A 24,808-nucleotide genomic window follows, 5' to 3' on the forward strand; every position below is an offset into this window, starting at 1 on the left:
ATCACGAAAATAGGTGCATTCGGACTAGCACAATCCTTGAGCGCCCGTCAGGCGGGCCTGCGGGGCGCTGAAAACACCCTGTAAGCTCCTGATTCGAAAGCGTCTTTGCGAAAAAATCTCCCATGCCGCGCCCCCTCTCTGCAACAATTCACACCGCCGCTCTCGCCAATAACCTCGCCGTCGTCCGCAAGTACGCGCCAAAGTCGAAGATCTGGGCCGTGGTGAAGGCCAACGCCTACGGGCATGGGCTTGCGCGCGCGTTTCCCGGCCTGCGCGCCACCGACGGTTTCGGCCTGCTCGACCTCGAAGAGGCCGTCAAGCTGCGCGAGCTCGGCTGGGCGGGTCCGATCCTGCTGCTCGAAGGCTTTTTCCGGCCGACCGACATCGACGTGATCGACCGCTACAGCCTCACGACCGTCGTGCACTGCGACGAGCAGATGCGCATGCTCGAAATGGCGCGTCTCTCGAAGCCGGTCAACGTTCAGCTCAAAATGAATAGCGGCATGAACCGGCTCGGCTATACGCCCGAGAAGTACCGCGCCGCGTGGGAGCGTGCGCGGGCGTGCGCGGGCATCGGCCAGATCACGCTGATGACGCACTTCTCGGACGCCGATACGCCGCGCGGCGTGAGCGAGCAGATGGCAACCTTCGAGCGCGGCGCGCAAGGCATTGCCGGCGCGCGCAGCCTGGCCAATTCGGCCGCCACGCTCTGGCATCCTTCGACGCACTTCGACTGGGTGCGCCCCGGCATCATTCTTTATGGCGCTTCGCCGTCGGGCTTCTCCTCGGTGCTCGAAGGCACGGGCCTGCAGCCGGCCATGACGCTTGCGTCCGAACTCATCGCCACGCAGCACGTCGCCGAAGGGCAGACCGTCGGTTACGGGTCGATTTTCACGGCGCGCAAGCCCATGCGCATCGGGGTGGTGGCGTGCGGCTATGCAGACGGCTATCCGCGCGTCGCGCCCGAAGGCACGCCGGTGATTGTCGACGGCGTGCTCACGCATGTCGTGGGCCGCGTTTCCATGGACATGCTCACCGTCGACCTTACGCCCGTGCACACCGCGGGCGTGGGCGCGCGCGTGGAACTGTGGGGCAACAACCTGCCGATCGACGACGTCGCGAAAGCCTGTGGCACGATCGGCTACGAGCTGATGTGCGCCGTTGCGCCGCGCGTGCCGGTGCGGGCCGAATAACGCCATGGCAAAGAGCATGGCGAAGGTCAAGACACTGTATACGTGCACCGAATGCGGCGGCCAGGCGCCCAAGTGGCAAGGTCAGTGCCCCGCGTGCGGCGCGTGGAACACGCTGGTGGAAGGCGTTGCCGAATCGGCGAGCAGCCACCGCTTTCAGTCGCTCGCGAAGAGCGCGCCGGTGCGGCGTCTCGCCGATATCGAGGCGTCCGACGTGCCGCGCTTCACGACCGGCGTGGGCGAGTTCGACCGCGTGCTGGGCGGCGGTCTCGTCGCGGGTGGCGTGGTGCTGATCGGCGGCGATCCGGGCATCGGCAAATCGACGCTGTTGCTGCAGTCGCTCGCTCAGATCGCGGCCGAGCGTCGCGCGCTCTATATCAGCGGCGAAGAATCGGCTGCGCAGATCGCGTTGCGCGCGCAACGATTGGCGCTGCTCGATCCGGGCTCCATGGCGAGCGAGTTGCAACTGCTCGCCGAGATCCAGCTCGAAAAGATCCAGGCGACGATCGAAGCGGAAAAGCCCGACGTCGCGGTCATCGACTCGATCCAGACGATCTATTCCGAAGCGCTGACTTCCGCGCCGGGCTCCGTCGCGCAGGTGCGCGAGTGCGCGGCGCAGCTCACACGGATTGCGAAGCAGTCGGGCACGGCGATCATCATGGTCGGCCACGTGACGAAGGAGGGCAACCTCGCTGGCCCGCGCGTGCTCGAGCATATCGTCGACACCGTGCTGTATTTCGAAGGCGACACACATTCGTCGTTCCGTCTCGTGCGCGCATTCAAGAACCGCTTCGGCGCGGTCAACGAACTCGGCGTGTTCGCGATGACCGAGAAGGGCCTGCGCGGCGTGGCGAATCCCTCGGCGCTCTTTCTCTCGCAGCACGAGCAGAGCGTGCCGGGCTCCTGTGTGCTCGTGACCCAGGAGGGCTCGCGGCCGCTGCTCGTCGAGGTGCAGGCGCTCGTCGACACGGCGCACGTGCCGAATCCGCGGCGCCTCGCCGTCGGCCTCGAACAAAACCGCCTTGCGATGCTGCTGGCGGTCTTGCATCGTCATGCCGGCATTGCGTGCTTCGATCAGGACGTTTTCCTCAACGCGGTGGGCGGCGTGAAAATCACGGAGCCGGCTGCCGATCTGGCCGTGCTGCTCGCCATCCACTCTTCGATGCGTAACAAGGCGTTGCCCAAGGGTCTGATCGTTTTTGGCGAAGTCGGTCTCGCCGGCGAGATCCGACCCTCGCCGCGCGGCCAGGATCGTCTGAAGGAGGCGGCGAAGCTCGGTTTTTCATGCGCCCTGATTCCCCGCGCCAATGCGCCGAAACAGCCGATCGAAGGTTTACAGGTGATTGCCGTGGAGCGTCTCGAGGAAGCGATCGACCGGGTACGCGAGCTGGAATGAGCGCGGCGAGCCGGTGCGGAAGGCTTGTACTGGCGCGTAATGATTAGTAACAACCCTGGTTCCGGCTGTAACCATTTCAGACTGCGATTTCCCTATCCTTGGCGCGATGTTCAACCCGTGTCGAGCGGAAAGGATAGCGACTTGAAACAGACTGATACGTCCTTCGACGGTCGTTCGATCGTCGTGCGCGGCTGCCGGGTTTCCGAGCCGCTCATGCAGCCTTGGGGCAGCACGTGCCGCATCGTCGAGTGGATCGACGGTGACGGGCGCATTTCGCGCCGCGTCGTGGCGGAAGACGTGACGGCGGCCGAGGTGCGCAGCACCATTGCGCACCACGTGGAAGGCCGCAAGTACGTGATGTACGACGACGAGCGGTCGCCGCGGCAAACACTGCCGCGCCGCTAAACGAAAAATGGGCACTGCGAAGCGCCCATTTTGCTTTGTGCTCACGGATGGTGCTGGGTGGGCCGCGGGAGTTAGCCCCAGGGACCGTAGGTGAAGGGCTTTTTCCCGCCAGGCGCGCCCGACGTGTCGGCGCCCTGGACGGTGCGCGCGCTCTGAACCGGCTGAGCGGACTGGACGGCGTGCGCGCCTTGCGGCTGACCGGCCGGCTGAAAAGGTGCCGCCTGCATACCGGGCGCGGCCTGCTGCGCCTGCCGGGCGGACATTTCGTCCATCATGGCTTGCAGGACTTCCGCGTTGAAGAGCGGATGGCGCGAAGCTTCGCCAGGCGTGAGGACTGGCGAAACACAGGTGTCGATCGCCTCCAGCCGATCGATCCAGGTCTGCAGCGACTCCGACTCGATGATGGCCGCCAGTTCCCGCGTAAGCGCAGCGGCATCCGCACCGCCGATCGCCTGGCCGAGGCTCCAGTGCCTTTCTGCCCAGTCGTCGCGGCCGATGGCCTGACACAGTGTCTGCCAGAACTTCAGTTCGAGCGCGCCGACGGCGAGCCACCGCCCGTCTTGCGTACGATAAAGGTTGTAGCAGGGCACCCCGCCGTTGAGGAGGCCACCGCCTGGCTGCAGCGCCGCGGCGTCGTCATTGGCAAGCGCGACCTGGGCAACCACGTTATGCGCATAGCTCGCGTGCGCCATCGATACGTCGACGAAACGGCCCTCGCCGCCACGCGCCACATGCCAGAGCGCCGCGAGAATCTGCGTGACCGCGCTGAGCGCGCCGCCGAGCAGGTCGGCGATCTGAAAATTGGGCAGCACCGGTGTGCCGTCGCGCGACGCCAACTGGTCCAGCACCCCCGAATACGCGACATAGTTGATGTCATGGCCCGGATGGCCGGCGAACGGGCCGGTCGTGCCGTAGCCCGTGATCGCGCAATAGACGAGTTTCGGATTGACCTTGCGTAAGGTCTCGTAGCCTACGCCGAGGCGGTCCATCACCCCGGGTCGGAAGCTTTCGACCAGCACGTCGGCGTCACGCGCGAGCGCGAACAACACCGACCGGCCGCTCTCGGTCTTCAAATCGACTCGGGTTTCGCGCTTGCCGCGATTGACGAGCCGATAGAACGCACCGGGGCGCGCAGCCACTTCGTCCACTGCGCTTTGCATCATCACGCGCGCCGCGTCGCCGGCGCCGGGCGGTTCGATTTTCAGGACATCGGCGCCCATTTCCGCGAGCCGCAAGGTGGCCACGGGCCCGGGCAGAAGGCGGGTCAGATCCAGTACGCGAAGGCCCTGCAATGCGGCGGGTGACGACACTCGTGGCTCCCTGACGAAAATTCCTGGCGAAAAGCGCGGTTGGCGGCGCAATGGTGGTGCAGTGACGACTTCAGCGGCGACCGCAGTGGCCACTATAAGCTGCGCTATCCGATCTGCTCGAGTTCCTCGTGCGCATCGAGCCATTCGGCTTCAAGCGTGTCGAGGCGCGAGGCAACCTCGGCCTGGCGGCGAATCGCTTCAGTCAGGCGGCTCTTCTGCTCCGGCTCGTAGCTTGCCGGATCGGCGACGAACGCGTCGAGCGTGCTCTTTTCGCCGTTGAGCGCATCCATTTCCTTTTCGATCTTGCCGATTTTCGCCTGTAAGGGCTTCTTCAGGTGCGCCACCTTCTGGCGCTGCTCCGCTTCCTGACGCCGCTGTTCCTTGCGATTGACGCTGTCGCCGGCATTTGCGCCATTTGCCGCATCTGCCGTGCCGGAGGCGGCGTCCTTGAGCGCTGCGCGTTGCTCGGCTGCGTGCTGGAGCAGCCAGTCGCGGTAGTCGTCGAGATCGCCGTCGAACGGTTGCAGGCGATGCTTCGCCACCAGCATGAATTGATCGGTCGTGGCGCGCAGCAAATGCCGGTCGTGCGACACGAGGATCAGCGTGCCTTCGAACTGTGCGAGCGCCATGGTGAGCGCGTGGCGCGTTTCGAGGTCGAGGTGGTTGGTCGGCTCGTCGAGCAGCAGCAGGTTGGGCTTTTGCCAGATGATGAGCGCGAGGGCGAGGCGCGCCTTCTCGCCGCCCGAGAAGGGCGCGATGGGCGCCGTGGCCATCTCGCCGGGGAAGTTGAAGCCGCCGAGGAAGTCGCGCAGTTCCTGCTCGCGCGTGTCGGGCGCGAGGCGTGCGAGATGCTGGAGCGGCGTGTCGTCGGGGCGCAGCGTCTCGAGCTGATGCTGCGCGAAATAGCCGATCTGCAGGCCCTTGCCCGTGCTCAGTTCGCCAGAGAGCGCCGCGAGTGTGCCCGCGAGCGTCTTGATCAGCGTGGACTTGCCCTGGCCGTTCGCGCCGAGCAGGCCGATACGCTGGCCGTTCTGGATCGAAAGCGCGACGCGTTCGACGATGGGCGTTTCGCTGCCGTCCTCGGCCCGATAGCCGCAGCGCACGTCTTCCATCACGAGCATGGGGTTGGGCGCGGAGTCGGGCGTGCGGAACTCGAATGTGAACGGCGAGCTCGCGTGCGCCGGCGCGATCAACTCCATTTTTTCCAGTGCCTTCACGCGGCTTTGCGCCTGGCGCGCCTTCGTGGCCTTGGCCTTGAAGCGGTCGATGAAGCTTTGCAGGTGTGCGACGGTGCGCTGCTGCTTTTCGTACGCGCTTTGCTGGAGCGCCAGTTGTTGCGCGCGCAGGATCTCGAACTGCGAGTAATTACCGCCGTAACGCTTGATCTGCTGGTTTTCCAGGTGCAGCGTGACGTTGCAGATCGAATCGAGGAATTCGCGGTCGTGCGAGATCACGACGAGCGTGCCGGGATAGCGGTGCAGCCAGTCTTCGAGCCAGACGATCGCGTCCAGGTCCAGGTGGTTCGTGGGTTCGTCGAGCAGCAGCAGGTCGGAGCGGCACATGAGCGCCTGCGCGAGATTCAGGCGCATGCGCCAGCCGCCCGAGAAGCTCGCCACGGGCTGGCGCGTTTGCTCGAGCGTGAAGCCGAGGCCGAGCAGCAGCGCTTCGGCGCGCGCGGGGGCCGTGTAGCCGTCGGCGTCGGCAAAAGCGCCGTGCGCTTCGGCTTCCGCTGCGCCGTCGTGCGCGGCGGACGCAGCAGCGATGCGGGCCTCGATTTCGCGCAGTGCGGCGTCGCCGTCGAGCGCGTAGTCGAGCGCGGTGCGGTCCACCGCCGGGGTTTCCTGCGCGACGTGCGCGATGCGCCAGGACGGCGGCAGCGAGAAGTCGCCGGCGTCCGCATGCAGTTCGCCGCGCAGCACGGCGAACAGGGTCGATTTGCCCGCGCCGTTCGCGCCGATGAGACCGACCTTTTCGCCGGGGTTCAGCGTGAACGAGGTCTGTTCGAAAAGCGGCTTGGTGCCGCGGGCAAGACTGAATTGATTGAAGCGGATCACGACGGCGCCGGCGGGAAGAAAACGAAAGAAAGCGCTATTTTAGACTGTGTCGCGTTCCGGCCGGCATTGGCCTAACGGCTAGCCGTTTGGTCGAGTGCTAATTGCGCGCTTTCTCACGTAGACTGGCGCTTTTCCACGGGAGAGCCAGATGACTTCGATCTATTCGTTTTCGGCGCAACCGCTCGGCGGCGGCGAGCCGGTGGGCCTCGATCGCTATACGGGCAAGGTGCTCCTGATCGTCAACACCGCGAGCGAGTGCGGATTCACGCCGCAGTACGCGGGGCTGCAAAAGCTCTACGACCAGTACGCCGCGCGCGGGCTCGCGGTGCTCGGCTTTCCTTGCAATCAGTTCGGCAAGCAGGAACCCGGCGACGCCACGCAAATCGGCAGCTTCTGCGAGAAGAACTACGGCGTCACGTTTCCGATGTTCGAGAAGATCGACGTGAACGGCGCAAACGCGCACCCGCTGTATCGCTGGCTCACGGGCGAGGCGCCGGGACTCCTCGGGCTCGAAGGCATCAAGTGGAATTTCACGAAGTTTTTGGTCGACCGCAATGGCGGCGTCGTGAAGCGCTACGCGCCCGTAACGAAGCCCGAGGCCATTGCAGCGGATATCGAAAAGCAGCTCTGAGCGTTGGCTGGCGGCAAAGGCGCGCGTTAGAGAATTGGCGCGAAGAGCCGCGCCAGATGCATCGTGATCTTGCGCCACGCGGGCGCGTCGCGGTACTCGCTGCGGTCGATCTCGAACGTCTGTTCGAAGTCGCGCAGCAGCATCGCTTCGACTTCGGCCGCGAAGCCGCGATGTACGGTCAGCACCATGATCTCGAAGTTCAGGCGAAACGACCGGTTGTCGAGATTCGCGCTGCCGATGGCCGCAGCCACGTCGTCGATCAGCACGACCTTCTGGTGCAAAAAGCCCGGCTTGTAGCGGAAGATGCGGATGCCCGCGCGCACCGCATCGAAGGCGTACAGCATGGACGCCTCGAACACCACGTAGTGGTCGTGCCGGCTCGGGATCATGATGCGCACGTCCACACCGCGCAGCGCCGCGAGGCGCAGTGCCGAGAACACGGCCTCGTCGGGCACGAGGTAGGGCGTGGTGATCCACACGCGTTTCTTCGCGGCGTTGATTGCCTCCACGAAAAAGAGCGAGCAGGTCTCCTGGCGGTCGGCCGGCCCTGTCGGCAAGACGAGACAGTACATGTCGTCGCCGTCGCGCGGCACGACGGTGGGCGGCTCGCAGCCGGGCAACTGCTGGGTGGCCCAGTACCAGTCTTCGGTGAAGGCGAACTGCACGTTGGCGACCGCCGGGCCGCGCAGCTCGATATGCGTGTCGCGCCAGGGTGAGAGGCGCGCATTCGCGCCCAGATATTCGATGCCCACGTTGTGGCCGCCCACGAACGCGTGTTGGCCGTCCACCACGACGATCTTGCGGTGGTTGCGGAAGTTGAGCTGGAAGCGGTTGACGAAGTGGCGCTTCGTCGAGAACGGGTGCACTTCCACGCCACCGTCCTGCAACTCGTGCACATAGCTGGCGGGCAGGTCGAACGAGCCGATGCTGTCGTACAGGAAGAACACGCGCACGCCGCGCTTCCTGCAGTCGAGCAGCACGTCCTTGAGCATGTCGCCGAGTGCGTCGGCGCGCACGATGAAGAATTGCACGATCACATAGTGCTGCGCGCGTTCGATTGCATCGAAGATGGCGGAGAAGGTGGCTTCGCCGTTGACGAGCGTACGCACGGCATTGCCCGGCACGAGCGGCATGCCGCCCAGGCGCGCGAACGTGCGGATCACGCGCACGCCCAGTTCGTCGGCCGGCCATTCGCCCGCGGATACGAGCTTGTCCCAGTCGGGCGCGTGGGCGCGCGAGCGCAAGGTTTCGTTGCGCAGGCGCCGCGCGTCGGCATAGCCCGCGAACTTGCTGCGGCCGAGAAAGAGATACGGCACGAGCGTGAGGTAGGGCATCGTCGCGAGCGAGACGGCCCAGGCAATCGCGCCCTGCGAGGTGCGCGTATTGAGAATGGCGTGGCACGCCGCGATCAGCCCAAGCAGATGGATGATCGCGAGCAGCGTGCCGAGGTGTGACCAGTCGAATCGCATAGATGCGCGGGACGCTCCTTCAGCCGGACGCAGGGCCGGCCCGTGCCGGGAAGCGCACGGCCGGAGGGCTCAATCTTACCGAACCCGCTGCGACGGCGGCTATCGCCCCGCTCCCGCACATAGCGACCGGCGTCAAAAAGCGGCGCACGGGCGCCGCTTTTCGCTCGCGCAGAACGGTCAGACCGGCAAGTCGCAGGCCTGGATCAGGAAGACCTGATCGTCGCCGGCGCTCGTCGAGAGCCAGACGAGGTCGAGGCCGCCGAACGCCGCTTCCACGTTCTCGCGCTCGTTGCCGATCTCGACCACCAGCACGCCGTTGTCGGTGAGCCAGTTGCGGGCGTCCTTGATGATGCGGCGCACGATGTCCATGCCGTCCGCGCCGCCCGCGAGCGCCATTTCCGGTTCGTGGCGGTACTCGGGCGGCAGCGCCTGCATCGAATCGGCGTTCACGTACGGCGGGTTCGTGATGATCACGTCGTAGCGGCGCTCGGGCAGCGGCGCGTACAGGTCGCCTTCGAAGAGGGCGATGCGCTCGTCGAGATCGTGTTCGTGCGCGTTGCGCTTCGCCACTTCGAGCGCGGGCGCGGAGAGATCGACGGCGTCGATATCGGCGTTCGGGAACGCGTGCGCCGCGAGAATCGCGAGGCTGGCCGAGCCGGTGCACAGTTCCAGCACCGCGGTGACCTGTTCGGGATCTTCCACGTAGGGCTGCAGGCCGTCTGCGAGCAACTCGCCAATGAACGAGCGCGGCACGATCACGCGCTCATCCACGTAGAAGCGCAGCCCGTGCATCCACGCTTCCTGCGTGATGTAGGCGGCGGGCACGCGATCGGTCGCGCGGCGCTCGATCACGCCTAGCACCTTGTCGATTTCCTCGGTCGTGAGGCGCGCATCGAGGAACGGGTCGAGCAGGTCGAGCGGCAAATGCAGCGTATGCAGGATCAGGTACGCGGCTTCGTCGTAGGCGTTGTTCGAGCCGTGGCCGAAGGCGAGTTGCGCGGCCGAAAAGCGCGAGACGCCGTAGCGCAGCAGGTCGCGAACAGTGGCAAAGGTAGCGGTTAGCGGATGGGTCATGTTCTGGACTCCAGAGCGTGTTCGGTTGGCCGTCAGGCGATCAGCTGTTCGAGCACGCGGCGATAGACGTTCTTGAGCGGATCGATGAATTTCACTTCAATATGCTCATCGATCTTGTGGATGCTGGCGTTGGGCGGCCCGAACTCAACCACCTGCTCGCACATGCGCGCGATGAAGCGGCCATCGGACGTGCCGCCCGTGGTCGAGAGTTCGGTAGTGACGCCGGTTTCGTCGTGGATCGCTTTTTCGAGCGCGTTCGAGAGCGCGCCGCGCGGCGTGAGGAAGGGCAGGCCGCTCACGCTCCAGTGCAGGTCGTATTCGAGGCCGTGCTTGTCGAGGATCGCGTGCACGCGCTTTTGCAGGCCTTCCACGGTGCTGGCGGTCGAGAAGCGGAAGTTGAACATCACGTCGGCGTGGCCCGGGATCACGTTGCTCGCGCCCGTGCCGCTGTGCATGTTCGACACCTGCCACGTGGTGGGCGGGAAGTATTCGTTGCCGTCATCCCACTTTTCGGCGACGAGTTCGGCAAGCGCCGGGGCCAACAGGTGTACCGGGTTCTTCGCGAGATGCGGATACGCGATATGCCCCTGCACACCCTTGACGACGAGCTTGCCTGACATCGAGCCGCGGCGGCCGTTCTTCACGCAGTCGCCGAGCGTGTTGGTCGAGGTCGGTTCACCGACGATGCAGTAGTCCATCTTCTCGCCGCGCGCCTGCAGCGCCTCGACGACCTTCACGGTGCCGTCGGTGGCCGGGCCTTCCTCGTCGCTCGTGATGAGGAACGCGATGGCGCCACGATGCTGCGGATGCGCTGCCACGAACTCTTCGCTTGCGACCACGAAGGCGGCGAGCGAGGTCTTCATGTCGGCGGCGCCGCGGCCGTAGAGCACGCCGTCGCGGTGCGAGGGCTGGAACGGCGGCGAGCTCCATTGTTCGATGGGGCCGGTCGGCACGACGTCGGTGTGGCCCGCGAAGGCGAGCAGTGGGCCTTGCGCGCCCGAGGTGCCGCGCTTGACGGCCCACAGGTTCGTCACGCCGTTGGATTCGATCGTTTCGCACGCGAAGCCGAGCGCGCCAAGGCGTTCGGTCATGATGCGCTGGCAGTGCTGGTCGTCGGGCGTGACGGACGCGCGCGCGATCAGGGCTTCGGTAAGGGCGAGGGTGGCGGACATAAAAAGACCACTTTCAATAAAAATGCCGGCACAGCTGACGGAGCAGGGGCCGGCAACAACTTGTCATGACCGTGTGCGCTCGTTCCGCCATGGGGCAGATCGGGCGCACCGGTCTCATGCGGCGCTCAGGCGAACAGCTCCGCATACTGGTCGGCGGAAAAGCCGAGCGTCTTCACGCGGCCGTTCACCACGACGACGGGCCGCTTGATGATCGACGGCTTGTGGATCATCAGCGCAATCGCGCCGGCGGTCGTGTCCGCTTCGGCCTTGTGCACTTCCGAAAGGCCGCGCCACGTCGTGCCGCGCTTGTTGATGAGCTGATCGAGCGACACGTCCTTGAGCCAGTCCTGGACGAGCGCATTCGAGACGCCCGCCTTCTTGAAGTCGTGAAACTCGAACTCGACGCCGTGCTCTTCGAGCCATACGCGGGCCTTCTTCACGGTGTCGCAGTTCGGAATGCCGTAGACAACGGTCTTGGCGGACTTCGCCATCAGTCGCCTCGCAACAGCTCGTTCAGGCCGACCTTGGCGCGCGTCTTCGCGTCGACCTTCTTGACGATCACGGCGCAGTAGAGGCTATGCGAGCCGTCCTTCGAGGGCAGGTTGCCCGCGACCACGACCGAGCCCGCCGGAATGCGGCCATACGAGACTTCGCCGGTTTCGCGGTCGTAAATCTTGGTCGACTGGCCGAGGTACACGCCCATCGAGATGACCGAGTTCTCTTCGACGATCACGCCTTCCACGACTTCCGAGCGCGCGCCGATGAAGCAGTTGTCTTCGATGATGACGGGGTTCGCCTGCAGCGGCTCGAGCACGCCGCCGATGCCCACGCCGCCCGAGAGGTGCACGTTCTTGCCGATCTGCGCGCACGAACCGACGGTGGCCCACGTGTCGACCATCGTGCCTTCATCGACATACGCGCCGATGTTCGTGTACGACGGCATCAGCACGACGTTCTTCGCGATGAACGAACCGCGGCGCGCGATGGCCGGCGGCACGACGCGGAAGCCGCCTGCGGCGAAGTCTTCAGCCGTGTAGTTGGCGAACTTCGAGGGCACCTTGTCGTAGAACTGGCTGTAGCCGCCCGCGGGCATCGGCGCGTTGTCTTCCAGGCGGAACGACAGCAGCACGGCCTTCTTCACCCACTGATTGACGACCCAGTCGCCGTCCTTCTTCTCGGCGCAGCGCAGCGCGCCTTTGTCCAGCTCGGCGATGACGTGGGCGACGGCTTCGCGCACGTCGTTCGGGGCTGACTTGGGCGAAAAGTCGGCGCGGTTTTCCCAGGCGGTGTCGATGATCTGCTGAAGTTGTTGCGACATGGTGGTGATTTCGTGAGATTAATGGTGGAAAGCGGCGTTGCGCGCAGCGAGGCAGGACCCCGGCGCGCAGGGAAAAGCTTTACGGTTTGAGCGAGCGGCAGAACTCGACGATGCGCTGCGCGCCCTCGATGCATTCCTCGACGTCGGCGACGAGCGCCATGCGGACGAAGTCTTTACCCGGATTCGTGCCATGCGCCTCGCGCGCGAGGAACGAGCCGGGCAGAACCGTCACATTATAGTCGGCGTAGAGACGCTGGGCGAACGCGGTGTCCGTGAGGCCGGTGCGCGCGACGTTGGCCCAGAGATAGAACGCGGCGTCGGGCAATTTCACGTCGAGCACGTCGGAGAGCATGGGCGTGACGGTCGAGAACTTCTTCAGGTATTTCGCGCGGTTTTCGCGCACGTGCGCCTCGTCGCCCCACGCGGCGATGCTGGCGGACTGCCAGACCGGCGACATGGCCGAGCCGTGATAGGTGCGGTACAGCAGGAACTGCTTGAGGATGGCGGCGTCCCCGGCCACGAAGCCCGAGCGCATGCCCGGCGCATTCGAGCGCTTGGAAAGGCTCGACAGCATGACGAGGCGCTCGAAGCCGCGGCCCAGCTTGTGCGCCGCTTCGAGACCGCCGAGCGGCGGATTCGCTTCGTCGAAATAGATTTCCGAGTAGCACTCGTCCGAGGCGATCACGAAGCCGTAGCGGTCAGAGAGCGCGAACAGCTCGCGCCAGTCGTCGAGCGTGATCACGGCGCCCGTGGGATTGCCCGGCGAGCATACGTACAGCAGCTGCGTGCGCGCCCAGACTTCTTCGGGAACCTGCGAATAATCGCAGGCGAAGTTGCGGGCCGGATCGCTATTCACGAAGTACGGCTCGCCGCCGCCCAGCAGCGCTGCGCCTTCGTAGATCTGGTAGAAAGGGTTCGGGCAGAGTACGATCGCCCGCTTTGCCGGGTCTTTCACGCCGGCCGTCGGGTCGATCACGGCCTGCGCCAGTGCGAACAGCGCCTCGCGCGAGCCCGAGACGGGCAGGATTTCCGTGTTCGCGTCGATCGCAGGCAATCCGTAGCGCGCCTTCACCCAGTTCGCAATCGACTCGCGCAGCGCGGGGGTGCCCGCCGTGGCCGGGTACGACGAGAGGCCGTCGAGCGACGCCACGATGGCGTCGCGGATCAGCGCAGGCGTAGGGTGTTTCGGCTCGCCGATCCCGAAGCTGATATGGCGCAGGCCGGCGTTCGGCGTGACGTCCTTGAAGAGTACGCGCAGCTTTTCGAAGGGATAGGACTGAAGGGTGTCGAGTAGCGGATTCACTTGGGCGTCGGACAGGCGTGGGCGAAAGACGGATGGCGTGGCGCGCAGAATGGGAGCGGCCACTGCGGGCCGGCGAGCCAGTTGCGCTGCGCTCGGCTCGGCGAAAAACGCAGAGGCGCGGGCTTGGAACTGCAAGCGGTCGATTATAGCGTGGCGCCGTTGCTGCTGCGGGCGCCAGCCAGATCCCGCCCTGGCGCAGCCAGTGCTCGCCGGACGATGAGACAAAGGAAAAACATGGATTTTTCGAACCACCTGTTGAACATCGGCCCATGTGCCGGGAACGCGCGGCGGAACCTCGGGAACCGCGAGCAATGAGCCAGAGCACCAGCTTGCGCGCCGCATGGCCGACACTCGCCATCATGATTGGCGCGTCCGTCTGGGGTTTTGTCTGGTATCCGCTGCGCATGCTGGCGGCGGCCGGGCTCACCGGCACGGCCTCCAGCGCCGCGACGAGCGCAGCCGGCTGCCTCTTCGTGCTGGTGCTGCGCTGGCGCTCGCTCGCGACCGTGCGCTGGCACTGGGTCCTGCCGATGCTCGGGCTTGCCGCGGGCGTGACCAACGTGGGTTTCGTATGGGGTGCGATCCACGGCGAAGTGATGCGCGTGCTGCTGCTGTTTTATCTGACCCCGGCGTGGACGGCGATCTTCGCGCACTTCATTCTTCACGAACGCCTGAATTGGGCGGGCGGCGCGCTCGCGGCGCTTTCGCTCGTGGGTGCGGTACTGATGCTCTGGTCGCCAAAGCTCGGCGTGCCGCTGCCTGCCAACGCCGCCGAATGGGCGGGTCTGATCGGCGGCATGGGTTTCGCGATGAGCAACGTGCTCGTCGTGAAGACGAGCCGCGTGCTTCCGCACATGAAGCCGGAGATGCGCACCGCTGTGATCTTCGCGGGCGCGGCACTGTTCGGCGCGCTGACCTCCTGCTTCGAGCCGATGTCGGCTGCCCCGGCGGGCGAGCATCTCGCGCGCGTGGTGCTACTGGTGCTCGCGCTCGGTATTGTGCTCGGCACCAACAACATGCTGGTTCAGTACGGGCTTGCTCGCGTGCCTGCCAACCGCGCGTCGATCATCATGCTGTTCGAGATCGTCGTGACGGCGCTCACGTCGTGGCTCTTCGCCGGCGAGACGCCGGGCCCGCGCGAATGGGCGGGCGGCGCGTGTATCGTGCTCGCTTCCCTGCTGTCGAGCTGGCTGCACCGCGCACAGGACGCGCGCAAGCGCGGCGCACACGTGAGCGCCGACGCCAGCGTCATGACCCACGCCGACGCCAGCCGCACCGATGACGCGGACGGCGCCGACGGCAACGGCCCCGGCAACGACGATGGCAACGGCCCCGGCAACGACGATGGCAACGGCGGCGGCAACGGCGATGGCAACGCAGGTACCGGCTCGGGTCCAGGGCCTTCCCGCGCGCGGAATGGCGCGCGTGCGATGGTATGATTGCCGCTGATTCCCGCCGACCGCTCGCGCGCATGCGCGTTCGTGCGGCGAGCCGTGGCGCCTGCCTTGTGCGCAGTGCGCCGCCGTGCGATCGATACTGGATTCGCGGCGGCAAGCGACGTACGGCACGGGCGGTCCCGTTCACCACTATTCAAACAGCGATATCGCCGTGCGTCTGACCTCGATTAAACTCGCTGGCTTCAAATCATTCGTCGATCCCACGCATTTCCAGGTTCCGGGCCAACTCGTCGGGGTGGTCGGGCCGAACGGCTGTGGGAAATCCAACATCATCGACGCGGTGCGCTGGGTGCTGGGTGAATCCCGGGCGTCCGAGCTGCGCGGCGAGTCGATGCAGGACGTCATTTTCAACGGTTCCACCGCGCGCAAGCCGGGCAGCCGCGCGAGCGTCGAACTGGTGTTCGACAACGCGGACGGGCGCGCCGCCGGGCAGTGGGGCCAGTATGCCGAGATCGCCGTGAAGCGCGTCCTCACGCGTGACGGCACGTCGAGCTACTACATCAACAACCTGCCGGCGCGCCGGCGCGATATCCAGGACATCTTCCTCGGCACGGGCCTCGGCCCGCGTGCCTACGCGATCATCGGGCAGGGCATGATTGCGCGGATCATCGAGGCGAAGCCCGAAGAGCTGCGCGTGTTCCTCGAAGAAGCCGCGGGCGTTTCGAAGTACAAGGAACGCCGCCGCGAGACCGAGAACCGCCTCCACGACACGCGCGAAAACCTCACGCGCGTGGAAGACATCGTGCGCGAACTGTCCAACAACCTCGAAAAGCTCGAGGGCCAGGCCGTCGTCGCCACGAAATTCCGCGAGCTGCAGTCCGAGGGCGAGGAAAAGCAGCGCCTTCTGTGGCTCTTGCGCAAGAACGAGGCGGCGGGCGAACAGCAACGCCAGCAGCGCGCGATCGAGCAGGCGCAGATCGACCTGGAGCGGCATACCGCGCAGCTGCGCGAAGTGGAAGCGCAGCTCGAAACGCTGCGCGTCGCTCACTACTCGGCAAGTGACGCCATGCAGGGCGCGCAGGGCGCGCTCTACGAAGCGAACGCCGAGGTGAGCCGTCTCGAGGCCGAGATCAAGTTCATCGTCGAGTCGCGCAACCGCGCGCAGGCGCAGATCGCCGCGCTCTCCGCGCAGCGCGAGCAATGGCAAGTCCAGGCGCAGAAGGCGCAGGACGACATCGAAGACGCCGAAGAGCAACTAGCGATCGCCGAGGAAAAGGCGGCGCTCGCAGAGGAAGAGGCTGCGGCCAAGCAGGAGGCGCTGCCCGCGCTCGAAAACCGCTGGCGCGATGCGCAGTCCCAGCTGAACGACGAGCGCGCAGGCATTGCGCGCACCGAGCAGGCCATCAAGCTCGAAGCCGCGCACCAGCGCAACGCCGACCAGATGCTCCAGCAGCTTCAGCAACGCCATGAGCGGCTGAAGTCGGAGGAAGGCGGCCTCGACGCGCCGGACGAAGCCCAGCTCGAAGAGCTGCGCATGCAGCTGGCGGAGCAGGAGGAAGTGCTGCACGAAGCGCAGGCACGACTCGCGGATGCGCAGGAAACGGTGCCGCGCCTCGACGCGGAGCGCCGTGCCGCGCATGAACGCGTGCAGGCGGAAAACGCGCAGATCCACCAGTTCGAAGCCCGTCTCGCCGCGCTCAAGCAGTTGCAGGAAAACGTGCAGACGGAAGGCAAGATCCAGCCGTGGCTCGAGCGTCACGAACTGGGCGCGTTGCCGCGGCTTTGGAAGAAGCTGCACGTCGAAGCGGGCTGGGAAACGGCGCTCGAAGCCGTGTTGCGCGAGCGGCTTGCCGCGCTCGAAGTCTCGAACCTCGACTGGGTGAAGGCATTCGCGAGCGACGCGCCGCCCGCGAAGCTCGCTTTCTATTCGCCGCCTGCCGCGGGGCAGGCAAGCGCCGCGCCCGCGGGCCTGACGCCGTTGCTTTCGTTCGTGCGTATCGACGACGCGGGCCTGCGCGCCGTGCTGACCGAATGGCTCGGCTCGACTTACGTTGCCAACGATCTCGCCGAAGCGCTTGCCCAGCGTGCGCAACTGCCGGGCAGCGGCGCGTTCGTTGTGAAGGCCGGTCACGTGGTGACGCGCGTGGGTGTGCAGCTGTACGCCGCCGACACCGAGCAGGCTGGCATGCTCGCGCGTCAACAGGAGATCGAGAATCTCGAGCGCCAGGTGCGCGCTCAAGCATTGCTCGCCGATGATGCACGCACCGCTGTCGTGCGCGCGGAAGCCGCGCATACGCAAGCCGCGCAGGTGCTCACGGAAGTGCGCCAGCAGGCCGAGCGTGCGACGCAACGCGTGCACGCGTTGCAGATGGATGTGCTGAAGCTTACGCAGGCGCATGAGCGCTACACGGCGCGCAGCACGCAGATCCGCGAAGAGCTGGATGAGATTCGCACGCAGATCGAAGAGCAGCGCGCGCTGCGGGCAGAGTCGGAAGCGAACTTCGAACGCCACGACGTCGAACTCGCCGAACTGCAAGCCCGCTTCGAGGACAACCAGCTCGCGTTCGAAGCGCTCGACGAGGAACTCGGTGCGGCGCGCAACCAGGCGCGCGACCTCGAACGCGCGGCTGCGGACGCGCGCTTTGCGGCGCGCAACATGGTGAACCGCATCGAAGAGCTCAGGCGCAACATCCAGGTCGCGCACGATCAGAGCGAGCGCGTGGCCGCTTCGCTCGAAGACGCGCGCGCCGAGCTGGAAACGATCAACGAGCAGACCGCGCACACGGGCCTGCAGGACGCACTGGAAATTCGCGCGCAGAAGGAAGACACGCTGCGTGCGGCGCGCGCCGAACTCGACGACCTGACCGCCAAGCTGCGCGCCGCCGACGAAACGCGCCTCGCCGCGGAGCGCGCGCTGCAGCCGCTGCGCGACCGCATTACTGAGCTTCAGCTGAAGGAACAGGCGGCCCGCCTGAATGGCGAGCAGTTTGTCGAGCAGCTGCAGGCGGCTGGCGTAGACGAGGCCGCGCTGCAGGAAAAGCTCACTGCCGACATGAAGCCGTCGTACCTGCAAGGCGAAGTCACGCGCATCAACAATGCGATCGCCGCGCTCGGGCCCGTCAATATGGCGGCGCTCGACGAGCTGGCCGCGGCGAAGGAGCGCAAGACCTTCCTCGACGCCCAGTCGGCCGACCTCACGAGCGCGATCGAGACGCTCGAAGACGCGATCCGCAAGATCGACCAGGAAACGCGCACGCTGCTGCAGGGCACCTTCGACGAAGTGAACCGTCATTTCGGCGAGCTGTTCCCGCGCCTCTTCGGCGGCGGCCAGGCGAAGCTCATCATGACCGGCGACGAGATTCTCGACGCGGGCGTACAGGTGATGGCGCAGCCGCCCGGCAAGAAGAATTCGACGATTCACCTGCTTTCGGGCGGCGAGAAAGCGCTCACGGCCACGGCCCTCGTGTTCGCGATGTTCCAGCTCAACCCGGCGCCGTTCTGTCTGCTCGACGAAGTGGACGCGCCGCTCGACGACGCGAACACCGAGCGTTTCGCGAACCTTGTTCGCGCGATGTCGGACAAAACACAGTTCCTGTTCATTTCGCACAACAAGATCGCCATGGAAATGGCGCAGCAGCTCATTGGCGTGACGATGCAGGAGCAGGGCGTTTCGCGCATCGTCGCGGTCGACATGGAAACGGCGGCGGGTTTCGCCCAGAATACGGCCTGATCGATTGATACGGTCTAACGGACGGCGCGCGTTGCGCGGCCGGCGGCGCCATCGGTGAGGCAGCCGCCGCGCGCAATGCGCTTGCCACAGAAACGGCGTGCGCAATGAGCGCGCCGTCGAATAAGAATTGCTGATGGAGCATGCATGGACGAGTTGACTCTCGGGTTGATCGGCGCGGGTGCCGTGGTAGTCGGGGGCGTGGTGGTGTACAACGCGTGGCAAGGCGCGAGGGTGCGCCGTCGCATGCCGCGCCCCATGCCCGAAGAGGCAGTGGAGGCGCCACAGCGCGACGAGTTCCAGGAGCAAAGCCCGTTCATCGAACCGGCGCATGCCCCGTCGCGGCGCGAGCCATCGCTTGCGGGCGGCTCGGAAGCCGAGCGGGTGGAGCCGGGTTTCGGGACCGTGGCGCCGCTCGACACGCCGGCTGACATTCAGGCGGAAACGACGACCCCTAACGGCTTTCCGGAGGACGAAGCACCAACGCAGGAAAGCGGCGAAACTGCGCCGGCCGCCGCAAGCACAGCTGCCCCGGAATCCGTGAAGGACGATGCCGACGAAGCCGAGCGCATCGAGCCCGTCATGCCGGCCGCCACGACGATCTCTTCGGCGCCGCCGGCCGTGGTCGACCGACGTATCGACTGTATCGTGCCGGTCCGGCTCGGCGCCTCGGTGGCGGGCGAGCGGGTAATTCCGTTTGCGCAGCGCTTGCGCCGCGCGGGCAGCAAGCCGGTGCACATCGAAGGCAAACCCGAAGGGGGCGACGGCTGGGAACTGCTGCAAAGCGGCGTGCGCTACGAGGAACTGCGCGCGGCTGCGCAGCTCGCGAACCGCAACGGCCCGCTCAACGAACTCGAGTTCTCGGAATTCGTGACCGGCGTGCAGCAGTTCGCCGACGCGCTCGACGCCGCGCCCGAGTTTCCGGACATGATGGAAACGGTCGCAATGGCGCGCGAACTGGACGGCTTCGCGGCGCAGTGCGATGCGCAGCTCTCTATCAACGTGATGTCGGACGGCGCGCCTTGGTCGGCCAACTACGTGCAGGCCGTGGCCGCGCAGGATGGCCTGCTGCTCTCGCGCGACGGCACGCGCTTCGTGAAGCTCGACGCGAAGCAGAGCCCCGTGTTCATGCTGCAGTTCGGCGACACCAACTTCCTGCGCGACGACCTCACGTACAAGGGCGGCGAGTTGATTACGCTGATCCTCGACGTGCCTGTGGCCGACGAAGACATCCTGCCGTTCCGCCTCATGTGCGACTACGCGAAGTCGCTTGCCGAGCGCATTGGCGGGCGCGTGGTCGACGATCAGCGCCGGCCGCTGCCGGAATCCGTGCTGCAGTCGATCGACAAGCAGCTCATGACGCTTTACGCGAAGCTGGAGCAGGCCGGCATTCCGGCCGGCTCGCCGGCCACGCGGCGACTCTTCAGCCAGTAACGCCGAAGGCCTGTACCCGGCCGACAGACAAGGCGCGGCGCCGTAAGGGCGCCGCGCCTTTTGCGCGTGCACGGCACGCCGTGCTCGACGCGGACAGGTCATGGCGATCGGTCATGGGTGTTTGAGCGCCGATACCGGCACACGTGATGCAGTGCATTTAAGTTCGCATTGCCGGACCCGGGCGTCAATGCTACGGACGCAGCGTTAGCCATTCGGCCAGGACCTTGAGGAGGCTCGTTCGGCGGCGCACGAAGCGAGCCCGAAGTTGGCCGTTCGGCCGATGCGACACGGGCCGCTTCCTGAGATAATCTGACGTCCGAAATCACTTTCAACTGCGAGTCGCCCAAGGCATGGTCCGTACCCCCGCCCGTCCTCCCGAAGAAGCCCCCGCTGCGCAGCACGCGGTGTGGTTGCGCGCCGAACTCGAGCGTGCGAATCACGCCTACTATGTGCTCGACCAGCCGGAGCTGCCCGACGCGGAATACGACAAGCTGTTCGGCGAGCTTCAGCAGATCGAGGCCGCGCATCCCGATCTCATCACGCCCGACTCGCCCACTCAGCGCGTGGGCGGTGAGGTCGCCGGCGGCTTCGAGCCCGTGGTGCACGATGTGCCGATGCTCTCGCTCAACAACGGCTTTGCCGACGAGGACATCGTCGCGTTCGACAAGCGCGTGACCGATGCGCTCGGCAAGATCGAGGGCGCGGAAGTCGGCGCGGTCGAATACGCCGCCGAACTCAAGTTCGACGGCCTCGCCATCTCGCTGCGCTATGTCGATGGCGTGTTCGTCCAGGCGTCCACGCGCGGCGACGGTGCGACCGGCGAGAACGTCACGGAGAACGTGCGCACGATCCGGTCGCTGCCGTTGCGCCTGAAGGGCAAGCGCGTGCCGAAAGCGCTCGACGTGCGTGGCGAGGTGCTGATGTTCCGCCGCGACTTCGAGCGCATGAACCAGCGTCAGCGCGACGCCGGTCACAAGGAATTTGCGAACCCGCGCAACGCGGCGGCGGGCAGCCTGCGTCAGCTCGATCCGAAGATCACGGCGCAGCGGCCGCTCTCGTTTTTCGCTTACGGCATTGGCGTGCTCGAGGGCGAGCCGATGCCGGCCACCCATAGCGAACTGCTCGACTGGTACGCGGAAATGGGCCTGCCGGTCAATGCCGAACGTGCGGTCGTGAAGGGCGCGCAAGGCTTGCTCGAATTCTTCCGCGCGGTCGGCGAGAAGCGCGACGGCCTGCCGTACGACATCGACGGCGTGGTCTACAAGGTGAACCGCCGCGACGAGCAGGACGCGCTCGGCTTCGTTTCGCGCGCGCCACGTTTCGCGCTTGCACACAAGTTTCCGGCCCAGGAAGCGCTCACGAAGCTGCTGGCCATCGACGTGCAGGTAGGCCGCACTGGCGCGATTACGCCGGTTGCGCGGCTCGAACCCGTGTTCGTCGGCGGCGCGACGGTGACCAACGCCACGCTGCACAACGAAGACGAAGTGCGCCGCAAGGACATCCGCATCGGCGATACGGTGATCGTGCGGCGCGCCGGCGACGTGATTCCCGAAGTGGTCAGCGCGCTCATGGACCGCCGTCCGGCCGACGCCCAAGAGTTCGTGATGCCGACCGAATGCCCGGTCTGTGGATCGCGCATCGAGCGTCTGCCCGACGAGGCGATCGCTCGCTGCACGGGCGGTCTGTTCTGTCCGGCGCAGCGCAAGCAGGCGCTCTGGCACTTCGCCCAGCGCCGCGCGCTCGATATCGATGGCCTGGGCGAGAAGATCATCGACCAGCTGGTCGACCAGAACCTCGTGCGCACGCCGGCCGATCTTTTCAACCTCGGCTTCGGCACGCTCGCGCAGCTCGATCGCATGGCCGACAAATCGGCGCAAAACCTGCTCGACTCGCTCGAAAAGGCCAAATCCACGACGCTTGCGCGCTTCATCTACGCGCTCGGCATCCGGCACGTGGGCGAGTCGACGGCCAAGGATCTCGCCAAACACTTTGGCTCGCTCGACCCGATCATGAGCGCGTCGGTCGAGGAACTGCTCGAAGTGAACGATGTGGGGCCGATCGTCGCGCTCGCCATTCACGAGTTTTTTGCGGAAGCGCATAACCGCACGGTGATCGAGCAACTGCGCGCGCCCGGCAAAGTAACATGGGCGGAAGGTCCGCCCGCGCCCAAGGCGCCAGTGGGCGTGCTGGCCGGCAAGACCGTGGTCCTCACCGGCACGCTGCCCACGCTTTCACGCGACGAGGCGAAGGAGATGCTGGAGGCGGCCGGCGCGAAGGTGGCCGGCTCGGTGTCGAAGAAGACCGATTACGTGGTGGCGGGCGCCGACGCGGGCAGCAAGCTCGCAAAAGCCGAGGAACTCGGCGTGCCGGTGCTCGACGAAGAAGGAATGCGCAAGCTCCTGGAGGGGCAAACGACATGATTCGCGAAATTCTCAGAATGGGCGATCCGCGCCTGCTCAGCATTGCCCGGCCGGTCGATCACTTCGATACGCCCGAACTGCACGAACTCATTGCCGATATGTTCGACACGATGCACGCGGCGAACGGCGCGGGCCTCGCCGCCCCGCAGATCGGCGTCGACCTGCAGGTGGTGATTTTCGGTTTCGAACAGAACGAGCGCTATCCCGAAGCGCCGGCCGTACCGCAAACCGTGCTCATCAACCCGGTCATCCATCCGCTGTCGCACGACATGGAAGAGGGCTGGGAGGGATGTCTATCGGTGCCGGGCATGCGCGGCGCCGTGAGCCGCTATTCGATGATCCGCTATGACGGCTTCGATCAGTATGGCACGCCCATCGAGCGTGTGGCGGAGGGTTTTCATGCGCGGGTCGTCCAGCACGAATGCGACCACCTGATCGGCAAGCTGTACCCCATGCGCATTACCGACTTCTCGAAGTTCGGCTTTACCGAGGTTCTGTTTCCGGAACTCGACCCGAACAGCGACGACTGAAGATCGAAGCAGCATGAAAAACGGGAGCCAGATGGCTCCCGTTTTTCATGCAACGCGGCATTTGGCGCTGCTGCGGCGTTAGAACGCTTCGTCAGCGGCCAGATAACGCCATTGGCCTTGCGGCAGCGCGCCGAGCAGCACGCGGCCCATGCGCACGCGCTTGAGGCCCACGACCTTGAGGCCGACCAGTTCGCACATTCGGCGGATCTGGCGCTTCTTGCCTTCACTCAGCACGAAACGCAACTGCTCGCCGTTTTGCCAGCTGACCTGCGCGGGCTTGAGCGGCACGTCGTCGAGCGACAGGCCGTGGCGCAGTTGCGCGAGCAGTTCGGCCGGGAAGTGCTGATCGATTTCGGTCTCGATGTCGTTGTAGGTGACGCGTACGAGATACTCCTTGTCGATGTCCGAGCTCTCGCCGATCAACTGCTTGGCCACGCGCCCGTCCTGGGTCAGCACGAGCAGACCGGTCGAGTCGATGTCGAGCCGGCCTGCCGGCGCGAGCGTGCGCAGATGCTGGGCCGAAAAACGGATGCCTGAGTGGTCGCCGTCCCAGTGGTTCTCGCCGGTGATGAGCACGGCGGCGGGCTCGTAGCCGTCCTCGGCCTGGCCCGACACGTAGCCCACGGGCTTGTGCAGCAGGATCGTCACCTGGCGCGCCTGTGCGGCGAGCGCGGCCGGATCGATCTCGATGCGCTGATTCGGTGTGACCTTGGCGCCGAGTGTGTCGACGACTTCGCCGTCCACATAGACCCAGCCTTTTTCGATCCACTCGTCGGCTTCACGGCGCGAGCACAGGCCCAGTTCGGACATGCGCTTGGACAGGCGCAGGGTGTTGTCGCCGTCGATTTCCTCCCGCGGCGTACGGCGCGGTGCGGATTCGGCATCGTCGCTACGCCGGGGCGGCTTCTCGGCGGATTTGACGGGGCGGCCAGTCTTGCGGGCGCCGCCTTCACGGTCATCGCTCCAGGCGGATTTCACCGGGCGCGCGAAACTGCGCTCCGCTCCCTCGTCGCGGGCGCGGGCGGGACGGCGGTCGTCATTGTCCGTGCGGCGGGCGAAGCGTCCGTCGCTGCCTTCGCTGCGGCTGCGCGGGGGGCGGCGGTCGTCGCCTTCGGTGCGTCGTTCGAAGCGGCGCTCACCACCTTCCTCGCGACCACGCGGCGGGCGACGGTCGTCGCCTTCGGCGCGGCGCGTGAACGGGCGCGAGCCACCTTCGTCGCGTCCACGCGGCGGACGGCGATCGTCGCCTTCGGTGCGCCGTGCGTAGGGCCGTGCACTACCTTCTTCGCGGCTACGCGGCGGGCGGCGGTCGTCACCTTCGGAACGGCGCGTGAACGGACGTGAGCCACCTTCGTCGCGCCCACGCGGCGGACGGCGATCGTCACCTTCGGTGCGTCGTGCGTAGGGCCGTGCGTCACCTTCTTCGCGGCTACGCGGCGGGCGGCGGTCGTCACTTTCGGCACGGCGAGCGTAGGGCCGTGCGCTGCCTTCCTCGCGGCTACGCGGCGGACGGCGGTCGTCACCTTCAGCGCGGCGCGTGAACGGACGTGAACCATCTTCCTCGCGGCCACGCGGCGGACGACGGTCGTCGCCTTCGGTGCGGCGCGTGAACGGACGTGAACCGCCTTCCTCACGGCCACGCGGCGGACGACGGTCGTCACCTTCGGCACGGCGCGCGAAGGGGCGTGCGCCACCTTCCTCACGACCACGCGGCGGACGACGGTCATCGCCTTCGGCGCGGCGCGCAAAGGGGCGTCCATCGCCTTCCTCGCGACCGCGCGGCGGACGACGATCATCGCCTTCGGGGCGTCGCGCGAAGCGCCGCTCGCTGCCTTCGTCGCGGCCGCGCGCAAATCCACGCGGCTCATCGCCGGAGCGGCGGGCGGGGCGGCGCTCGTCGCCGAAGCCGCCTTCGCGAGCGGGCCGCGCCGGACGGCTCGTACTGTCGCGCTCACGCGCCATGGCTGGCCGTGCCGGG

General features: G+C 66.2%; 19 protein-coding genes. 9 read left to right on the plus strand and 10 right to left on the minus strand.

The features are described 5' to 3' along the window. Positions 1-122 precede the first annotated feature (122 nt). From alr to FAZ97_RS06210, 3 genes are all read left to right on the plus strand, one after another. A complete protein-coding gene (gene alr / locus FAZ97_RS06200; protein WP_158757655.1) occupies positions 123-1,193 on the plus strand; it encodes an alanine racemase in 1,071 nt (356 codons plus the stop codon). Positions 1,194-1,209: 16 nt separating this feature from the next. Continuing rightward, complete coding sequence (gene radA / locus FAZ97_RS06205) at positions 1,210-2,586, plus strand: DNA repair protein RadA (protein ID WP_158759070.1); 1,377 nt, start codon at positions 1,210-1,212, stop codon at positions 2,584-2,586. 213 nt (positions 2,587-2,799) lie between these two features. Next, positions 2,800-2,991, plus strand: coding sequence for a DUF2866 domain-containing protein (locus tag FAZ97_RS06210; RefSeq protein ID WP_407671803.1), 192 nt, complete (start codon positions 2,800-2,802; stop codon positions 2,989-2,991). Between the two features lie 71 nt (positions 2,992-3,062). On the opposite strand, the gene FAZ97_RS06215 is transcribed toward FAZ97_RS06210, so the two are convergent. Further along, positions 3,063-4,301 (minus strand): CaiB/BaiF CoA transferase family protein, encoded by a 1,239-nt coding sequence (locus FAZ97_RS06215; RefSeq protein ID WP_233271644.1) that lies wholly within the window; start codon positions 4,299-4,301, stop codon positions 3,063-3,065. A gap of 104 nt (positions 4,302-4,405) precedes the next feature. After that, complete coding sequence (locus FAZ97_RS06220; RefSeq protein WP_158757656.1) at positions 4,406-6,355, minus strand: ATP-binding cassette domain-containing protein; 1,950 nt, start codon at positions 6,353-6,355, stop codon at positions 4,406-4,408. 148 nt (positions 6,356-6,503) lie between these two features. On the opposite strand from FAZ97_RS06220, the gene FAZ97_RS06225 reads away from it, so the two are divergent. Continuing rightward, a complete protein-coding gene (locus FAZ97_RS06225; protein ID WP_158757657.1) occupies positions 6,504-6,986 on the plus strand; it encodes a glutathione peroxidase in 483 nt (160 codons plus the stop codon). Positions 6,987-7,012: 26 nt separating this feature from the next. On the opposite strand, the gene cls is transcribed toward FAZ97_RS06225, so the two are convergent. The 6 genes from cls to dapC form a co-directional block, all read right to left on the minus strand. Beyond that, complete coding sequence (gene cls / locus FAZ97_RS06230; protein WP_158757658.1) at positions 7,013-8,455, minus strand: cardiolipin synthase; 1,443 nt, start codon at positions 8,453-8,455, stop codon at positions 7,013-7,015. A gap of 177 nt (positions 8,456-8,632) precedes the next feature. Next, on the minus strand, positions 8,633-9,529 hold the full coding sequence (gene prmB, locus FAZ97_RS06235; protein ID WP_158757659.1) for a 50S ribosomal protein L3 N(5)-glutamine methyltransferase: 897 nt from the start codon (positions 9,527-9,529) through the stop codon (positions 8,633-8,635). Positions 9,530-9,561: 32 nt separating this feature from the next. Then, entirely contained in the window at positions 9,562-10,701 is a 1,140-nt protein-coding gene (dapE, locus tag FAZ97_RS06240; RefSeq protein WP_158757660.1) for a succinyl-diaminopimelate desuccinylase, read from the minus strand. 125 nt (positions 10,702-10,826) lie between these two features. Next, a complete protein-coding gene (locus FAZ97_RS06245) occupies positions 10,827-11,192 on the minus strand; it encodes an ArsC family reductase (protein ID WP_110384044.1) in 366 nt (121 codons plus the stop codon). Beyond that, a complete protein-coding gene (gene dapD, locus FAZ97_RS06250; protein WP_028204072.1) occupies positions 11,192-12,019 on the minus strand; it encodes a 2,3,4,5-tetrahydropyridine-2,6-dicarboxylate N-succinyltransferase in 828 nt (275 codons plus the stop codon). The genes FAZ97_RS06245 and dapD overlap by 1 nt, the downstream gene beginning before the upstream one ends. 79 nt (positions 12,020-12,098) lie before the next feature. Further along, the gene (gene dapC, locus FAZ97_RS06255) at positions 12,099-13,322 is read right to left on the minus strand and encodes a succinyldiaminopimelate transaminase (protein ID WP_407671797.1); all 1,224 of its coding nucleotides are present in this window, start codon (positions 13,320-13,322) and stop codon (positions 12,099-12,101) included. Between the two features lie 311 nt (positions 13,323-13,633). Here dapC and FAZ97_RS06260 point away from each other — a divergent pair, with 311 nt between their 5' ends. The 5 genes from FAZ97_RS06260 to def all read left to right on the plus strand — a co-directional run bounded on the left by FAZ97_RS06260 (position 13,634) and on the right by def (position 22,830). Beyond that, the gene (locus tag FAZ97_RS06260; RefSeq protein ID WP_158757661.1) at positions 13,634-14,761 is read left to right on the plus strand and encodes a DMT family transporter; all 1,128 of its coding nucleotides are present in this window, start codon (positions 13,634-13,636) and stop codon (positions 14,759-14,761) included. A 169-nt stretch (positions 14,762-14,930) separates the two neighbouring features. Continuing rightward, positions 14,931-18,449: a chromosome segregation protein SMC gene (gene smc / locus FAZ97_RS06265; RefSeq protein WP_158759073.1), complete on the plus strand. Its 3,519-nt coding sequence runs from the start codon at positions 14,931-14,933 to the stop codon at positions 18,447-18,449. 144 nt (positions 18,450-18,593) lie between these two features. Then, complete coding sequence (locus FAZ97_RS06270; RefSeq protein WP_158757662.1) at positions 18,594-19,880, plus strand: cell division protein ZipA C-terminal FtsZ-binding domain-containing protein; 1,287 nt, start codon at positions 18,594-18,596, stop codon at positions 19,878-19,880. Positions 19,881-20,230: 350 nt separating this feature from the next. Then, complete coding sequence (ligA, locus tag FAZ97_RS06275; RefSeq protein ID WP_158757663.1) at positions 20,231-22,300, plus strand: NAD-dependent DNA ligase LigA; 2,070 nt, start codon at positions 20,231-20,233, stop codon at positions 22,298-22,300. After that, on the plus strand, positions 22,297-22,830 hold the full coding sequence (gene def / locus FAZ97_RS06280) for a peptide deformylase (protein ID WP_158757664.1): 534 nt from the start codon (positions 22,297-22,299) through the stop codon (positions 22,828-22,830). Before ligA ends, def begins: the two co-directional genes overlap by 4 nt. 78 nt (positions 22,831-22,908) lie before the next feature. Here the strand turns inward: def and FAZ97_RS35680 are convergent, their stop codons facing one another. Beyond that, positions 22,909-23,808, minus strand: coding sequence for a pseudouridine synthase (locus FAZ97_RS35680; RefSeq protein ID WP_325073227.1), 900 nt, complete (start codon positions 23,806-23,808; stop codon positions 22,909-22,911). Continuing rightward, positions 23,805-24,785: a hypothetical protein gene (locus tag FAZ97_RS35685; protein WP_325073228.1), complete on the minus strand. Its 981-nt coding sequence runs from the start codon at positions 24,783-24,785 to the stop codon at positions 23,805-23,807. Before FAZ97_RS35685 ends, FAZ97_RS35680 begins: the two co-directional genes overlap by 4 nt. Between the last annotated feature and the right edge of the window lie 23 nt (positions 24,786-24,808).

The sequence above is a fragment of the Paraburkholderia acidiphila genome, assembly GCF_009789655.1.
Classification (GTDB): domain Bacteria; phylum Pseudomonadota; class Gammaproteobacteria; order Burkholderiales; family Burkholderiaceae; genus Paraburkholderia; species Paraburkholderia acidiphila.

What these genes read in the sequence shown, in the direction of transcription:
- alr (WP_158757655.1), top strand. Translation starts at nt 123, where the DNA reads ATGCCGCGCCCCCTCTCTGCAACAATTCACACCGCCGCTCTCGCCAAT.
- radA (WP_158759070.1), top strand. Translation starts at nt 1,210, where the DNA reads ATGGCGAAGGTCAAGACACTGTATACGTGCACCGAATGCGGCGGCCAG.
- FAZ97_RS06210 (WP_407671803.1), top strand. Translation starts at nt 2,800, where the DNA reads ATGCAGCCTTGGGGCAGCACGTGCCGCATCGTCGAGTGGATCGACGGT.
- FAZ97_RS06225 (WP_158757657.1), top strand. Translation starts at nt 6,504, where the DNA reads ATGACTTCGATCTATTCGTTTTCGGCGCAACCGCTCGGCGGCGGCGAG.
- cls (WP_158757658.1), bottom strand. Translation starts at nt 8,455, where the DNA reads ATGCGATTCGACTGGTCACACCTCGGCACGCTGCTCGCGATCATCCAT.
- prmB (WP_158757659.1), bottom strand. Translation starts at nt 9,529, where the DNA reads ATGACCCATCCGCTAACCGCTACCTTTGCCACTGTTCGCGACCTGCTG.
- dapE (WP_158757660.1), bottom strand. Translation starts at nt 10,701, where the DNA reads ATGTCCGCCACCCTCGCCCTTACCGAAGCCCTGATCGCGCGCGCGTCC.
- FAZ97_RS06245 (WP_110384044.1), bottom strand. Translation starts at nt 11,192, where the DNA reads ATGGCGAAGTCCGCCAAGACCGTTGTCTACGGCATTCCGAACTGCGAC.
- dapD (WP_028204072.1), bottom strand. Translation starts at nt 12,019, where the DNA reads ATGTCGCAACAACTTCAGCAGATCATCGACACCGCCTGGGAAAACCGC.
- FAZ97_RS06260 (WP_158757661.1), top strand. Translation starts at nt 13,634, where the DNA reads ATGAGCCAGAGCACCAGCTTGCGCGCCGCATGGCCGACACTCGCCATC.
- FAZ97_RS06270 (WP_158757662.1), top strand. Translation starts at nt 18,594, where the DNA reads ATGGACGAGTTGACTCTCGGGTTGATCGGCGCGGGTGCCGTGGTAGTC.
- ligA (WP_158757663.1), top strand. Translation starts at nt 20,231, where the DNA reads ATGGTCCGTACCCCCGCCCGTCCTCCCGAAGAAGCCCCCGCTGCGCAG.
- def (WP_158757664.1), top strand. Translation starts at nt 22,297, where the DNA reads ATGATTCGCGAAATTCTCAGAATGGGCGATCCGCGCCTGCTCAGCATT.